The following is a 14,360-nucleotide window of genomic DNA, read 5'->3' as shown; positions in this document are numbered from 1 at the left end:
TGCTTTCTCCCATCCTTCAAGGAACCGTCCATGCGCCTGCCCCTGATGCTGTCTCTCCTGTTCGCCCTGGCCGGGTGCAGCAGTGCCCCACCTGCAGACACCACCGCAGCGACACCGACAACGCCCAGCGCCGCCGAATGCACCGCCGCCGGTGGCAGCCTGCAGCCGCTGGGCCGCCTGCAGCGCGTGCAGTGCGTGGTGCCCTACGCCGATGCCGGCAAGATCTGCAGCGCCAAGGCCGACTGCAGTGGCCAGTGCCTGGCCACCAGTGATGTCGCGCCGGGAACGGCCGCGCGCGGCGTCTGCCAGCGCGATGTCAGCCAGAACTTCGGCTGCCGCCAGCGCATCGATGGCGGTGTGGCGATGGGCACGATCTGCGTCGATTGACGCCCCCCGGGCACGGCTATGCTGTGCCTCCCCTGATCCAACGCAAGGAATCTGCAGTGAGCCAGACCGTCTACGACATCCCCGTGACCACCATCGAAGGTCAGCCGACCTCGCTGGCCGACTACCGCGGCAAGGTGCTGCTGGTCGTCAACGTCGCCTCCAAGTGTGGCCTGACCCCGCAGTACGAAGGCCTGCAGGCGCTGTACGCCGACAAGCAGGCCGCCGGCCTGGAAGTGCTGGGGTTCCCGGCCAACAACTTCCTGGCCCAGGAGCCGGGCAGCGAAGCGGACATCCAGCAGTTCTGCCAGCTGGAATACAACGTCAGCTTCCCGATGTTCGCCAAGATCAGCGTGGCCGGTGAGGACACCCATCCGCTGTACCAGCAGCTGACCGCCGCGCAGCCGGCCGCCACCGGCGAAGGCCCGATGCGCGAGAAGCTGCAGGGCGCCGTGGCCAAGTATCCGGAGCTGGTGGTCAACGCCGCCCCGGGCGTGCTGTGGAACTTCGAGAAGTTCCTGATCGGCCGCGACGGCCAGGTCATTGCCCGCTTCGCCCCGGACGTGCCGGCCGACGATGCCCGCCTGGTGGCCGCGATCGACGCCGCGCTGGCGGCCTGATCGGCGGACCCGGAAACAAAAAAAAGCCCCGCTTCGGCGGGGCTTTTTCTTTGCTCGCACCACGACCAACGGTCGTGGTCTACCAACTCGGTAGGTACCGACCGTTGGTCGGTACTCCGATCAGTTACCCCAGTTCGGCATCGGCATCGCATCGACCGGAATCGGTGCGTCCGGATCGTCCTTGCCGCGCGCATGCTTGCCACGCAGGTCATTCTCGATCTGGTAGTTGCGGCGCTGCAGCCACGCATCACGGACCAGCGAGTACTCGTCCACGGCGTTGTCGCGCATGTCGTCCACCGCCAGCAGCTGCGACCGCATGTCCACCAGCTGCAGGCCCTGCAGGCCGATGCGGATCTTGTCCTCTTCGATCGTACGGATCGGCGAGAGCGGCATGTCGCCGGCCAGGCCGAACACGTCACGCACGGTACGCGGGCCGAAGAACGGCAGTTCCACGTAGCGCGAACGGCGCCAGCCCCACGTGCCCAGGGTCTGGCCGAAGTCTTCCTTGCGACGCGGCACCATCGCCTTGCTGGCCGGATCGAACAGACCGCCGATACCCAGCGTGGAGTTCATCAGGAAACGGCCCAGGCTGTCCCAGGCGTCGTCCGGACGGCCCTGCAGCAGCTGGTTGGTGATCGTCACCGGCGCGCGCAGGTTGCTGAAGAAGTTGCTCACGCCGGTGCGTGCGAAGCGCGGCACCACGTTGGTGTAAGCCACCGCCAGCGGGCGTGCGACCGCACGGTCGACCACGTTGTTGAAGCTGTGCACCTTGCGGTTGAACGGTTCCCACGGATCGTACGGCGCGCCGGTGGGCTCGGTGCCGTCCGCGGTCGGGGCCGGGCCGCCGTACAGCGCGGCGAAGTCGTCCTCGGCGTTGGTCGGCGCGGTGCCGCCGGTGACCGGTGCGGCCGCCGGATCGGTGCTGGCCTGCGTTGCTTCGGTGGCCGTGTCGGCGCCGGCCTCGGCCGGTACCGCATCGGTGTTGGCCACATCGGCGGCCGGTGCCGCCGCCGGGGCGACCTCGACGCTGACCGGTGCGCTGTCGCGTGCCGGCTTGCCGGCACAGGCGCTCAGGGCCAGCGCCAGCACAAGGAGGGGGAGGGTGCGTATGACGTTCATGTCAGCTCGCCGCAGAAAGGGCATGGAAATCCAGGGTGGGTGCCAGCCGGTAGGCGGCACTGAGGTCGGTGAAACCGTCCGGGCTGCCGACGATCGTCGGCGTTGTCCCGTTTGCACGCAGGCGTGCGGCCAGCTCGGCCAGCAGCGCCAGACCGGCGCTGTCGAGCCGGCTCACTGCCGCCAGATCCACCTGCTGCACGCCGTCCAGCGCGGTCAGCGAGGGCCACAGGGCCGTCACCGCCGCGCGGTCGAGCGGCCCGCTGAACACCAGCGAGCTGCCGTTGCGCTGCACGCTGGCGTTGTTACTTGCCACGCGGGGCCTGCCCGGCCTGCATGCTGCCGTTGCGCAGTTCGGTGGCCACCTGCTGGATCGACTTCTGGCGCAGGGGGGCGTCGAACTGGGTCTTGAAGGTCTGCACGTAGGAGATGCCTTCGATCATCACATCGAAGATCTTCCACTGGCCGTTGACGTTGCGCATCAGGTAGTCGACCGGGGTCGGCTCGTTGCCGGCGCGGATCAGCTCGGTGGACACGCGCACGCCGCGGTTGCCCGGCAGCGGCGACTCGCTCTTCAGGCGGAAGGTCGGCTTGCCCTGGATCTCGAGCAGCGCCGAACCGTAGCGCTGCATCAGGTTGTCGGCCATCGCATCGGCGAACAGCTTGACGTCGGCATCGGACGCGCCGCGGCCGTGCACGCCCAGCACCAGGCGGGCGGCGTAGTCGCGGTCGAAGGTCTTGTTGAGCTCGCTGTTGATGAAGTCACGCAGCACGGCCGGGTTGGCCCGGAACTCGGTGCGGCGCTGCTGCAGCGAGGTCAGGATGCGGGTGCTGGCGTCCATCACGGCCTTGCTGGCCTGGCCCTGCTGGGCGGCAGCGGCCGCCGGGGCCGCCTGGGCGAAGGAGAGCGAGGGCGTGGCGGCGAGCAGGGCCGAGGCCAGCAGCGCCGGGATCAGGGTCTTTTTCATGGTTGCGGTTCCGTTGCAGGCGCGGGCGCGCCGTTGCCATCGTGGGAGTCAGCGCCACCGGTGTTGGCCGGACCGCTGAACATGTACTTGCCGACCAGCTGGAGCAGGTCCACCGCCGGCTGGGTGAAGACGATCTCGTCGCCGGACTTGAGCACGTCCGGATCTCCGCCCGGCTGCAGTCCGATATAGCTCTCGCCGAGCAAACCGCTGGTGAAGATGCCGGCCGAGGTGTCGGCGGGCAGATCCTTGAACTTGCCGTCGAGCTTGAGGGTCACGATCGAGTCGAACTTCTGGGGATCCAGTTCGATGCCCGAGACCTGGCCGATGGTGACGCCGCCGATCTTGACCGGGGCCTGCTTGCGCAGCTGGCCGATCTGGGTGAAGCGCGCCTTGAGTTCGTAGCCGCTGCCACCGGTGCCCCACCGTTGATTGGTGGAGGCCACGGCCAGCACCAGCAGCGAGGCCAGCGCCAGCAGCAGGAACGCGCCGACGGAAAATTCGAGTCTGGGACCGCGGATGGCCATGGGATATCTCACTGTTCTTTGTCAGGTGCCTGGACAGGTGTCCGGGCGGGAAGTCTTTGCGTACCGAAGAAGCGTACCGACCAACGGTCGGTACCTACTGGAACATCATGGCGGACAGCACGAAGTTGAAGACCAGCACCAGCAGCGAGGCGTTGACCACCGCACGCGTGGTGGCGACCGAGGTGCCTTCGATGGTGGGTTCGGCATGGAAACCGACATAGGAGGCCACCAGGGCCGCCGTGCCGCCGAAGATCGCCGACTTCAGCATCGCCACGCCGAAGTCGTCCCAGAAGTCCACGCTGTTGCTCAGCGCCGACCAGAACACGCCATTGTCCAGGCCGAGCACGTGCACGGCCTCGAAGTAGCTGGCACTGATCGCCAGTGAACAGAAGATGCCGGTCAGCAGCGGAACGGTCAGTACCGCCGCCCAGAAGCGCGGGGCAACGACCTTGGCGACCGGGTCGATCGCCATCAGCTCCAGGGCCTTGATCTGATCGGTGGCCCGCATCAGGCCCAGCTCGGCGGCGATCGAGCTGCCGGCGCGGCCGATGAACAGCAGCGCGGTCAGCACCGGGGCCAGTTCGCGGTACAGCGACAGGCCAAGCAGGGTGGACAAGGCGTCCGCAGCACCGAAGGTGGTCAGCGTGCGGTAACCCTGCAGGGTCAGCACCAGGCCCACGAAGGCACCGCCCACGGCGATGATCGGCAGCGAACGTGCGCCGATCTTGTAGATCTCGCGGGTCAGCTCGGCCAGGAAATCGGCGGTCGGCAGCGAGCCGCGCAGCACCGTCAGCGAGAACAGGCCGGCGCGACCGAGCGAGCGGGTGGCGTCAACGAACGGCATCAGGCAACCCTCGCACGCGGTGCGGCATCAAACGGGATCGGGCCGTCCGGCTCACCATGCAGGAACTGCCGCAGCAGCGGGTCCTGGCTGGATTCGAGCGCGGCCGGGCTGCCCTGGAACACGATGCCGCCGTTGGCGATCGCGATCACCTGGTCGCAGATCGGCAGGGTCTCGTGCACGTGGTGGCTGACGATGATGCTGGTCAGCCCCAGGCTGTGGTTGAGGCGCTGGATCAGGCTCATGATCACGCCCGAGGCGATCGGGTCCAGCCCGGTCAGCGGCTCGTCGTAGATCATCAGCGGCGGGTCCAGTGCCAGCGCGCGGGCCAGGGCCACACGGCGCGCCATGCCGCCGGACAGCTCGCGCGGCCAGGCATCGGCAGCGGCCAGCAGGCCGACCGCGTGCAGCTTCATCTGCACCAGGCGGCGCAACACGGGTTTGGGCAGGCGGGTATGGGTGCGCAGCGGCAGGGCCACGTTCTCGGCCACGGTCAGATCGGTCAGCAGGCCGTTGCCCTGCAGCAGCACGCCCACGCTCTTGCGCATCTCCAACAGCGCGCGTGCGCCGGTCGGGATGGGCTGGCCGAACAGGGTGACCTCGCCGGCAACCGGCCGCAGCTCACCGGTCAGCGCGGCCAGCAGGGTGGACTTGCCACTGCCCGACGGGCCGAGCACGGCGGTGATGCTGCCGCGCGGAACGGTCAGCGAAACGTCGCGCAGGATCGTACGTCCGCCGCGGTCGATGCGGACGTTGGACAACTGCACCAGACTCTCTTCGGAAACCGTCATGGGCGCCATTAACAAAATTCCAACGTTGTAAGATCGTGGTGAACGGCTGAACATAACCGAACTGCACCGTGCAGTATTGTTGCACGGGCAGGTGAGGGCAGCGCCCCGACGGCCACGCCGTGGGCTGCAACACAGCGTGTCGGGCCGGTATCGGCCATGGCCTCTTCCGTGTCCTGACACCCGTCAGCGCTGCGTTCGTGCGCGGGCTGCGGCACACTCCTGCGATGACCGACGCCGCTTCAGACTTCCGCCTGTACCACTCCAACTCGCTCGATGTGCTGGCCGCCCTGCTGGCCACGACGCTGCGCACGCCCGTGCCGGGCCAATCGATCCTGGTGCCGGAGGTGGTCCTGATCCCGCAGGTCGCGATGCGCCGCTGGCTGCAATCGACCCTGGCGGCCCAGTATGGCATTGCCGCCAATCTAGAGTTCCTCACCCCCGGCGAGCTGGTCGCCCGCGCCCTCAACGCCAACGTGCCCGGCGAACATGACGATCTCAATGCCGAGGGCCTGCGCTGGGGGCTGTATGCCGCGCTGCGCGACCCGGTGCTGATGGCGCAGCCGCCGATGGCGGCCCTGCAGGCCTACCTGTCCGCGGCCGATCCGCTCAAGCCGTGGGCGCTGGCCGCCGAGCTGGCGGCGGTGTTCGAGAAGTACCAGGCCTGGCGTCGCGATTGGCTGCTGCGGTGGGAGGCCGGCGCGGCACCGAACGACCCGCAGGCGATCCTGTGGCGGCATATCGCCAGCGGCAAGCAGTACCGTGCGCGCCGCATCGATGCGTATCTCGCCCGTTTCGAGGGCGCCGGCCAGCCGCTGCCGCAGGGCCTGCCGGCGCGGGTGTTCGCCTTCGCCACGCTCAACATCTCCCCGGACGTGCTGCGGGTGATGGCCACCCAGGCGCGGGTCGGCACGATGCACTTCTATCTGCCCACGCCGACCCAGGCCTACTGGGGCGATCTGCAGACGCTGGGCGAGAAGCTGCGCAGTGGCGCGCCCGATCCGTTCGGCGAGGCGGCCGGCGAGAACCGCCTGCTGCAGGCCTGGGGCGCGGCGGGCCGCGACTTCATGGCGGTGCTGGGCAGCTACGAGGTGGTGCACCCCTCCGGTGAGATCGCCGCCTACGACGATCCCGAAGAGGACGCGCGCCCGGACATGGTCGCCGGTGGCCTGTCCGACAGCCTGCTGCATCGCCTGCAGCGCGACCTGTTCCACCGCCGCGGGCAGCCCGCCGGCCCTCTGCGCGAGGCACTGCGCTACGACGACCCGAGCCTGCAGGTGCATGCCTGCCATACCCGCCTGCGCGAGCTGCAGGTGCTGCACGACCAGCTGCGCGGCCTGCTCCAGGACCCGCGCTTCGATCCGCCGCTGCAGGCGCGCGACATCGCGGTGCTGGCGCCGGACATCGATCCCTACGTGCCCTACCTGGAAGCGGTGTTCGGCGGGCGCGGCGGCGGCGATGACCACATTCCCTATGCGCTGGCCGACACCAGCCCGCTGGCGGGTGAACCCCTGGCCGATGTGTTCGTGCACCTGCTCGGGTTGCCGGTCTCGCGCTTCGGCTTGAACGAAGTGCTGGATCTGCTCGCCAGCGCGCCGCTGGCCGAAGCGGCCGGTCTGGATGCGGCGGCGTTCGACCGCCTGCACGATTGGCTGCAGGCCGCCGGCGCACGCTGGGGGCTGGATGCGACCCATCGCGGCCAGCACCAGGCCCCGGTCGATGATGCCTTCACCTGGCAGTTCGCACTCGATCGCCTGCTGCTCGGCCATGCCAGCGGCAGCGACGGCGACATCGCCGGGGTCGCGCCGTGGCCGGAGCTGGAAGGCAGCGCGCTGGATGCGCTGGACCGCCTGCTCGGCCTGCTGCGGGTGCTGGCGCGCTACCAGAAGGCGTTGGGAGAGGCGATGTCGCCTGGCCAGTGGCGGCAGCGTCTGCTGGGGCTGCTCGATGCGCTGCTGCCGGCGCCGCCGCAGGCCGCCAACAGCCAGCGCGCGCTGGAGCGGCTGCGCAAACTGATCAACGAGTTCGCCCGTGACGCCGACATCGCCGGCTTCGAGGGCGACGTGCCGCCGGAGGTGCTGCGCGCGCATTTCGCCGGCGTGCTTGCCCAGGCCGATACACGTGCGCCGCTGCTGACCGGCGGCGTCAGCTTCGGGCGGATGGTGCCGATGCGCCTGCTGCCGTTCCGGGTGATCTGCGTGCTGGGCCTGAACGATGGCGATTTCCCGCGCCGCGACCCGGCTGCCGGGCTCAACCAGCTCACCGCCGAACTGGGCACCGACAAGCGCCGGCATGGCGACCGTTCGCTGCGCGAGGACGACCGCTTCCTGTTCCTGCAGCTGTTCGCCTCGGCGCAGGACGTGTTCTACCTGAGCTACCTGGGCGCCGATCCGCGCGATGGCAGCGTGCGCGAACCCTCGGTGCTGGTCAGCGAGCTGATCGATGCCGCTGCCGAGTACCACCTGGATCCGCCCGCGGCGGCCAAGCGGATGACGGTGCGGCACTCGCTGCAGCCGTTCGCCCCGGCGGCATTCGGTGGCGGTGAGGAACCGCGACGTTTCAGCTACCGCCAGCAATGGCACCCGGCCGCCGGCTCGCTTGGCGGCGCACGGCGCGCGCTGGCACCCTGGTTCGCACGGCCCCTGCCGCCGATGGACAGCGTTGCGGGCGAGGCCGAACTTAGCGTGGATGCGCTGCGTCGCTTCCTCACCGATCCGGCCAGCCAGTTCCTCTCGCAACGGCTCGGCCTGCGCCTGCCCGACGACGTGGACAACGCCGAGGATGTGGAGCCGCTGGTGATGGCGGCGCGCGGTGGCGATACCGTACTGCTGCAGCAGGCGGTGATCGAGGCCACCCTCGACGAGGAGGCCGCGCCGCTCTACCCCCGGCTGCGCGCGCGTGCGCTGCTGCCCTCCGGTGCACTGGGCGAGCGTCAGTTCGCGCTGCTGCAGGCGCAGACCGAACCCTACGCACAGGCGCTGGCGCAGTGGCAGGCCGGTACCGCTGCCGGCAGCCGCCGCTACGACGTGGATATCGACGGGGTGCGCCTGCATGGCCGGGTCGAGGGCCTGCACCCGCATGGCCTGGTGCGCCTGCGCCCGGGCCCGCTCAATGGCCGCGCCGCGATCCGCCAGGGCCTGGACTGGCTGCTCGCCAACGCCGCCGGTGACCCACAGCCACTGGTCCAGTTCCACGACGCGGGCGATGACGGGCTCGGCCCGCACACGCTGCCGCCGCTGGAGGTCGAACGCGCGCACGAGGTGCTGCGACGCCTGCTGCAGCTGCGCAGCGAAGGGCTGCGCGCGCCGCTGTTGTACGGCCCGTCCACCGGCTGGGTGCTGTACACCGCCGCCGAGGCCAAGCGCGAAGCCGAGGGCCGCGCCAAGTGGCATGGCAGCGACCGCACCTGGGGCGAATCCACCGGCGCCGGCTACCCGCTCGCGCTGCGTGGCCATGATCCGTTCGCCAGCGCGGACAGCTACCGACAATTGCTGCACAACAGCTTCGTGGTGTTCACCGCGGTGCGCGAGGGCCGGGTGTTCCCGGGCTTTGACGAGAAAGGAGCCCTGCGATGATCGACCACGACCTGCTCACCGATCCCTATCTGGCGCTGCCGCTGGAGGGCGTGCGCCTGATCGAGGCCAGCGCCGGTACCGGCAAGACCTTCACCCTGGCCACGCTGTTCACCCGGCTGGTGGTGGAGAGGGGCTGGCGCATCGGCCAGATCCTGGCGGTCACCTTCACCGATGCCGCGACGCAGGAACTGCGCAAGCGCATCCGCGAGCGCCTTGCATTGGCCGCACAGCTGGTCGAGCGCGCGCCGAGCGAACAGGACAGCCCGGAGGTCGTCCTGACCCGGGTGATCCTGCACCGCCAGCTCGCCCTCGGTGAAGAAACGCCGGCCGCGCTGGCGCGTCGGCTGCAGACCGCGGCCGACGAAATCGACCTCGCCTCGATCTTCACCATCCATGGCTTCTGCACCCGCGTGCTGCGTGAGCATGCCCTGGAGAGCGGACATACCTTCGATCCGCCGACCCTGCTGCCGAGCGAACGCGCGCTGCACGAGGAACTCGCCGCCGACCTGTGGCGGGTGCATGCCAACGACCCGGCCACGGTCGATGCGCTGACCTGGCTGTGGTCCTCGCCCGAGGCGCTGGCCGGCGATCTCGCCACGCTGATCAAGCCGTTGCCGCTGTTGCCGGCGCGACCCACCCACAGCGTCGACGACCCCGCGCCGCAGCTGCGGCTCGCCGCGGCCGCGCTGGCCGAGGCGATCGAAACCCACGCCGAGCACGCGCAGGCACAGATCGCCGTCGCCTTCGATCGCAAGGTCTTCGACGGCCGTCGTGCCAAACGGCCGAGTTTCGACAAGGCCTTCGGCGAGCTGTTTGCCGGCCGCAGCGCGCAGCACTGGCCGCGCGGCGACAAGAGTCACCTGGGCAAGCTGTTGCCGGTGCAGCTGCTGGCCTTCTGCAAGGACGGCATGGAAGGCCAGTGCCCGGCGTCGCCGCTGTTCGATGCGTTGCAGGCCTGGTGGCATGCCGCCGATGCGCGCGAGCAGTGGCTGCGCCAGCAGGCCACCGCCTTCCTGCATGACCTGCGCGACGAAGCGCGTGCGCGCCTGGCCGAGCTGAAGCGGATCGGCCGCGTGCAGACCTACGATGACCTGATCGACGGTGTCGCCGATGCACTCGACGGCCCGCATCGCGCCACCCTGGTGCAGCAGCTGCGCGCGCAATACGCGATCGCGCTGGTGGACGAGTTCCAGGATACCGACGACCGCCAATGGGGCATCTTCCAACGCGTGTTCGGCGATTCGCAGGAGACCCGCGAGGCCGGCCTGGCACCGGCGCTGTTCCTGATCGGCGATCCGAAGCAGGCGATCTACGGTTTCCGCGGCGGCGATATCCACACCTACCTCAAGGCCAAGCGCCAGGCCGATGCAGCGCCTGCGCTGGACCGCAACTTCCGCTCGCGTCCGGCGGTGCTGCACGCGATCGAAGCGCTGTACGCCAATGCCGGCGAACGTGCCTTCCTCGAAGCCGACATCGCCTTCGAGCCGGTGCACCCCGGCAGCACCCGCGTGGATGCGGATTTCCTGCGCGACGGGATTCCCGCCCCCGGCCTGACCCTACGCGTGCTGCACAACACCGAGGCGGGCGATCTCAAGGCCGATCCCTCGCGCCTGCAGGCCAGCGACGCCTGTGTCGCCGCGATCCACCAGATCCTCGGCGAGGCCCGGCAAGGGCGCGCGCTGCTGCGCGACGTGCCGGTGCAACCCGGCGACATCGCGGTCCTGGTGCGCTCGCACAAGGAGGCCACGCGCATCCAGCAGGCGCTCGGTGCGGTGGGCATTCCCGCCGTCGCCGCGGGCAAGCAGAGCCTGTACGCCACGCCCGAGGCATACGACCTGCGCCTGCTGTTGCTGGCCCTGCTGCAGCCGGCCGATGAAGGGCGCCTGCGCGCCGCGCTGTCGACCGTGCTGCTCGGCGAAGATGCCGAGGCGATCGACGCGCTGGAACGCGAAGGCGATGCGCAGCGCTCGTTCCAGGTGCGGCTGCTGGAATGGCGCGAGCGCTGGCAGCGCGGCGGTCCGTTCGCGGTGATCACCGATCTCTGCGCCGAACATGCCGAGCGCCTGCTCGGTCTGCTGGATGGCGAGCGCCGCCTGACCAACTACCTGCAGCTGGGCGAACTGCTGCAGCAGGCGGCCGGGCAGACGCTGGGCATGCACGGCCTGCTCGACTGGCTGCAGGTGCAGATGGCGCATGCAGACCAGAACGACGAACAGCAGCTGCTGCGCCTGGAATCGGATGCGCGCCGCGTGCAGATCATCACCCTGCACAAGAGCAAGGGCCTGGAGTATCCGCTGGTGTTCCTGCCGTTCGTGGGCATCGGTGGTGGCGCGCCGAACACCGAGGCCAACTGCACGGTATACGCCAACGGCCGCCGCGAGCTGCACTGGAAGCTGGACAAGGACGACAGCTGGAGCGTGGCCAGCACGCGCAGCGCGCAGGAACAGGAGGCCGAAGACGCGCGCCTGCTCTACGTCGGGTTGACCCGCGCCGAGCACGCGCTGTGGATCGCCGCCGGCGATCTCGCCGGCCTGGCGAAGACCCGCCTGGCACCGATGCTGTCGAACATCGCCGCCCTGCGTGACCACCCGGACATCGCCGTGATCGAAGGCCCGGTGGAGACGCGGCCGGCACAGCTCGCCTTCGAACGCGAGGGCGAACTGCCGCCGGTGCGCGCGCTGACCCGCCGTGTGCCGCACGACTGGTGGGTGTACAGCTTCACCCAGCTGGCACATGCCGATGCGGGCCACGATACCGACGCCGCCGCGACCGAAGTGCCGGCCCCCGCGGCCGATGAACCGGCCGGCGTGGACCTCTCCCTGGACGCCGAGCAACCGGCCGTGGCCAGCGATGAGATCGACCCGCGGTTCATGGGCAGCCGCTTCGGCAATGTGCTGCACGATGCACTGGAAAACACCGATTTCGCGGTGTGGGGCGGCTGGCATGCCGGGCAGCCGGCACCCGGCGAGGAGGCCGAGGTCCTGCGTGCTTCGCTGCGCGTGGAAGGCTATGCCGAGCAAGACCTGGACGATGGCGTGGCCATGTTGACCGCGCTGGTCGGCCAGACCCTGACCGTGCCCTTGCCGGAAGGCGGCGCACTGCACGACCTGCCGGCCGATGCGCGCCGCGCCGAGATCGAGTTCCACTTCGCGATGCAGCCGACCGCCGTGCCCGCCCTGCTGACCCTGCTGCACGCGCACGGACTGGTGCGTGACCGCCATGGCTTCGGCACACGGCGGCGGCTGGAAGGCCTGATGACCGGCAAGATCGACCTCACCTACGTGCGTGCGGACCGCTGGTACGTGCTTGATTACAAATCCAATCGCCTGTCCGGCTACGACGCAGCCCGGCTGGCCAGCGCCATGCAGCACAGCGAGTACGACCTGCAGGCGCTGATCTACACCGTGGCATTGCATCGCTGGCTGCGCTTCCGGCTGGGTGCGCAGTACGACTACACGCGCGACATGGGCGGCATCCGCTATCTGTTCTGCCGCGGGCTGGATGCAGGCCGCGACGACAGCCCCGGCCTGTACGCGCATCGCTTCGATCCTGCTCTGGTGGACGCGCTGGATGCGCTGTTCGCGGGTGGCGAACACGCCCAGGCCCGCATGGCCGCGCGCGCACGGGGGGACGCATGAGCCTGCTCACCACGCTGTACCGCGGCAACGCGCTGCGCACACTCGATCATGCACTGGCGCAGAGCCTGCGCCGGTTGCGCCCGGACACGCCCGAGGCGGTGCTGCTCGGTGCTGCACTGGCGTCGCTGGCGGTCTCGGAAGGCCATGCCGGCCTGGATCCGGGCCAGCCGCAGCGGCTGATCGACGCCGAGATCGAGTGGCCCGCGCCCGGGGGTTGGCTGGCGCAGCTGCGCGCCTCGCCGTGGGTGGAGGTGCCCGGCGCAGACGACGTGGTCGCCGGCGATGCACCGCTGGTGCTGGAGAACGGGCTGCTCTATCTGCGTCGCTATCGCGAATACGAACGTCGGCTGGCGCAGGGCCTGCAACGCATCGCCACCCATTCGGTGGCCGAGGCCGACCCCGGCCGCCTGGCCACCCTGTTTGGCCAGCTGTTCCCGCAGGCGCGCGAGGGCATCGATCACCAGGCCCGCGCCGCCGCCGTCGCGCTGCGCCATCCGCTGGTGCTGGTGACGGGTGGTCCCGGTACGGGAAAGACCACCACCATTGCACGCCTGTTGGTGCTGCTGGCCGCCCAGGCAGTGCAGGCGGACCAGGCATTGCCACGGGTCGCGCTGGCCGCGCCCACCGGCCGCGCCGCCGAACGCATGGCCGAGAGCCTGCGCCTGGCCGTGCAGCGGCTGCGGCTGGTCGGCATCGCGCCGGCCCTGTGCGATGCGATGCCGAGCACCGGTACCACCCTGCATCGCCTGCTCGGGGTAATCCCGGATTCGCCGCGCTTCCGCCATCACGCCGACAACCCGCTGCCGTATGACGTGGTGGTGGTGGACGAGGCCTCGATGATCGATCTGCCGTTGATGACCAAGCTGGTCGAGGCGGTCGCCGATGGCAGCCGTCTGGTGCTGCTCGGCGATCCGGACCAGCTGCCCTCGGTGGAAGCCGGCGATGTGCTCAGTGCGATCCTGCGTGCCAGTGGCGATGGCCTGGGCACCCAGGCCGACGACGCGCAGGCATTACGCGTGCTGCTCGCGCCCGACGCGCTGCAACCGGTGGCACCGCCACGCAGGTTCGCGGGCCGGCGCGTGCAGCTGCAGCGCGGCTACCGGCAGACCGACGCGCTCGATCTGGCGCCGCTGGCGCATGCCGTGCGCGAGGGCAACAGTGCCACCGCACTGGCGCTGCTACGCGTAGGCACGCTGGCCGGTGTGCACTTCCACGAGGACCAGAGCGACCCGCTGCAGCATCATCGCGAGCACCTGCTCGGGCATTGGCGGGCCCTCGGCGAAGCCGCCGATCCCGGTCAGGCGCTGGCCAATGCCGGCCGCATCCGCCTGCTCACCGCCGTGCGCGAAGGCCCACAGGGTGCACGCGGGCTCAACGCGCGCATCGAAGCCCTGCTGGCCGGTGTGCCGCGGCCGGGCATGGCGCCGGGTTATTTCCACGGTCGGCTGCTGCTGATCACTGAAAACAGCTACCGGCACCGCCTGTTCAACGGCGACATCGGCATCTGCCTGATTGATCGGCACGGCAGCGTCACGGCGTGGTTTCCCGGTGAGACGCCGGACCAGCCGCGCGGCTTCCATCCGGGTGCGTTGCCCGCACATGAGAGTGCGTTCGCCATGACTGTGCACAAGGCACAGGGCTCGGAGTTCGATGAGGTCTGGCTGCAGTTGCCACGGCGCGACAACCGCGTGCTCTCGCGTGAGCTGATCTACACGGGTATGACCCGCGCGCGGCAGTCGCTGCACGTGCTCGGCAGTGCGGACGTGTTGGAGGCCGCGTTGGCGCGGCATGCCAGCCGTTTGTCGGGCCTGGCGGCGCGCCTGCAGGGCGGCCAGGGGGACGCAGTGGCCGACGCCGTGGTGACGGCGCCGGCCCAGGGGCAGTTGTTCTAGCCCCGTCGCCGGTC

11 protein-coding genes are annotated in these 14,360 nt (G+C 69.8%); 5 read left to right on the top strand and 6 right to left on the bottom strand.

Translation table 11 applies throughout. From position 1 onward, the window contains the following. Nucleotides 1-30 precede the first annotated feature (30 nt). A complete protein-coding gene (locus ABE422_RS04325; RefSeq protein ID WP_346482553.1) occupies nt 31-387 on the top strand; it encodes a hypothetical protein in 357 nt (118 codons plus the stop codon). 56 nt (nt 388-443) lie between these two features. Then, nucleotides 444-1,004: a glutathione peroxidase gene (locus ABE422_RS04320; RefSeq protein WP_088435249.1), complete on the top strand. Its 561-nt coding sequence runs from the start codon at nt 444-446 to the stop codon at nt 1,002-1,004. Between the two features lie 120 nt (nt 1,005-1,124). Here the strand turns inward: ABE422_RS04320 and ABE422_RS04315 are convergent, their stop codons facing one another. The 6 genes from ABE422_RS04315 to ABE422_RS04290 form a co-directional block, all read right to left on the bottom strand. Further along, nucleotides 1,125-2,123 (bottom strand): VacJ family lipoprotein, encoded by a 999-nt coding sequence (locus ABE422_RS04315; protein ID WP_313211288.1) that lies wholly within the window; start codon nt 2,121-2,123, stop codon nt 1,125-1,127. Between the two features lies 1 nt (nt 2,124). Further along, on the bottom strand, nt 2,125-2,436 hold the full coding sequence (locus tag ABE422_RS04310; protein WP_313211289.1) for an STAS domain-containing protein: 312 nt from the start codon (nt 2,434-2,436) through the stop codon (nt 2,125-2,127). Further along, the gene (locus tag ABE422_RS04305) at nt 2,426-3,088 is read right to left on the bottom strand and encodes an ABC transporter substrate-binding protein (protein WP_019183995.1); all 663 of its coding nucleotides are present in this window, start codon (nt 3,086-3,088) and stop codon (nt 2,426-2,428) included. The genes ABE422_RS04310 and ABE422_RS04305 overlap by 11 nt, the downstream gene beginning before the upstream one ends. Next, nucleotides 3,085-3,612: an outer membrane lipid asymmetry maintenance protein MlaD gene (mlaD, locus tag ABE422_RS04300; RefSeq protein ID WP_019183994.1), complete on the bottom strand. Its 528-nt coding sequence runs from the start codon at nt 3,610-3,612 to the stop codon at nt 3,085-3,087. Before mlaD ends, ABE422_RS04305 begins: the two co-directional genes overlap by 4 nt. Nucleotides 3,613-3,706: 94 nt before the next feature. Continuing rightward, nucleotides 3,707-4,456 carry an MlaE family lipid ABC transporter permease subunit gene (locus ABE422_RS04295; RefSeq protein WP_019183993.1) on the bottom strand — a complete coding sequence of 250 codons (750 nt, stop codon included), beginning with the start codon at nt 4,454-4,456 and terminating at the stop codon, nt 3,707-3,709. Further along, nucleotides 4,456-5,244 (bottom strand): ATP-binding cassette domain-containing protein, encoded by a 789-nt coding sequence (locus tag ABE422_RS04290; protein ID WP_019183992.1) that lies wholly within the window; start codon nt 5,242-5,244, stop codon nt 4,456-4,458. The genes ABE422_RS04295 and ABE422_RS04290 overlap by 1 nt, the downstream gene beginning before the upstream one ends. A gap of 224 nt (nt 5,245-5,468) precedes the next feature. Between ABE422_RS04290 and recC the strand changes: the two genes are divergently transcribed. From recC to recD, 3 genes are read left to right on the top strand one after another with little or no spacing between them, the layout of a single operon-like run. Then, a complete protein-coding gene (gene recC / locus ABE422_RS04285) occupies nt 5,469-8,816 on the top strand; it encodes an exodeoxyribonuclease V subunit gamma (RefSeq protein ID WP_346482552.1) in 3,348 nt (1,115 codons plus the stop codon). After that, the gene (recB, locus tag ABE422_RS04280; RefSeq protein ID WP_346482551.1) at nt 8,813-12,454 is read left to right on the top strand and encodes an exodeoxyribonuclease V subunit beta; all 3,642 of its coding nucleotides are present in this window, start codon (nt 8,813-8,815) and stop codon (nt 12,452-12,454) included. The genes recC and recB overlap by 4 nt, the downstream gene beginning before the upstream one ends. Next, nucleotides 12,451-14,346: an exodeoxyribonuclease V subunit alpha gene (recD, locus tag ABE422_RS04275; protein WP_346482550.1), complete on the top strand. Its 1,896-nt coding sequence runs from the start codon at nt 12,451-12,453 to the stop codon at nt 14,344-14,346. The genes recB and recD overlap by 4 nt, the downstream gene beginning before the upstream one ends. Nucleotides 14,347-14,360 lie beyond the last annotated feature (14 nt).

Source organism: Stenotrophomonas sp. TWI1151 (assembly GCF_039673135.1).
In the GTDB taxonomy this organism is placed as follows: Bacteria; Pseudomonadota; Gammaproteobacteria; order Xanthomonadales; family Xanthomonadaceae; genus Stenotrophomonas.
Note: the sequence above shows the minus strand (reverse complement) of the source record. Positions and strands in the feature narration are given on the sequence as shown.

Excerpts from the sequence above, each read along its gene's own strand:
- ABE422_RS04325 (WP_346482553.1), top strand. The coding sequence starts at position 31 with ATGCGCCTGCCCCTGATGCTGTCTCTCCTGTTCGCCCTGGCCGGGTGC.
- ABE422_RS04315 (WP_313211288.1), bottom strand. The coding sequence starts at position 2,123 with ATGAACGTCATACGCACCCTCCCCCTCCTTGTGCTGGCGCTGGCCCTG.
- ABE422_RS04305 (WP_019183995.1), bottom strand. The coding sequence starts at position 3,088 with ATGAAAAAGACCCTGATCCCGGCGCTGCTGGCCTCGGCCCTGCTCGCC.
- mlaD (WP_019183994.1), bottom strand. The coding sequence starts at position 3,612 with ATGGCCATCCGCGGTCCCAGACTCGAATTTTCCGTCGGCGCGTTCCTG.
- ABE422_RS04295 (WP_019183993.1), bottom strand. The coding sequence starts at position 4,456 with ATGCCGTTCGTTGACGCCACCCGCTCGCTCGGTCGCGCCGGCCTGTTC.
- ABE422_RS04290 (WP_019183992.1), bottom strand. The coding sequence starts at position 5,244 with ATGACGGTTTCCGAAGAGAGTCTGGTGCAGTTGTCCAACGTCCGCATC.
- recC (WP_346482552.1), top strand. The coding sequence starts at position 5,469 with ATGACCGACGCCGCTTCAGACTTCCGCCTGTACCACTCCAACTCGCTC.
- recB (WP_346482551.1), top strand. The coding sequence starts at position 8,813 with ATGATCGACCACGACCTGCTCACCGATCCCTATCTGGCGCTGCCGCTG.
- recD (WP_346482550.1), top strand. The coding sequence starts at position 12,451 with ATGAGCCTGCTCACCACGCTGTACCGCGGCAACGCGCTGCGCACACTC.